Source organism: Streptomyces sp. NRRL F-2664 (assembly GCF_000719345.1).
GTDB lineage: Bacteria > Actinomycetota > Actinomycetes > Streptomycetales > Streptomycetaceae > Streptomyces.
Genome location: NZ_JOFX01000601.1, coordinates 1 through 234 on the forward strand (window position 1 = coordinate 1; position 234 = coordinate 234).

The following is a 234-nucleotide window of genomic DNA, read 5'->3' on the forward strand; positions in this document are numbered from 1 at the left end:
CCACCCGACGGACGGTCGTCACGACGGAAACCACCGGAGGGGCGGTCGTCACGGCGGAAGCCGCCACGGTCACCACCGCGGTCACCGCGGTCGTCACGGTTGAAGCCACCCGACGGACGCTCGTCACGACGGAAGCCACCCGACGGACGGTCGTCACGACGGAAACCACCGGAGGGGCGGTCGTCACGGCGGAAGCCGCCACGGTCACCACCGCGGTCACCGCGGTCGTCACGG

General features: G+C 72.2%; 1 protein-coding gene. It reads left to right on the forward strand.

Features of this window, described 5'->3' with window-relative positions:
• On the forward strand, positions 1 to 234 hold a 234-nt coding region (locus IF89_RS49260; protein ID WP_043195220.1), incomplete at both ends, for a hypothetical protein.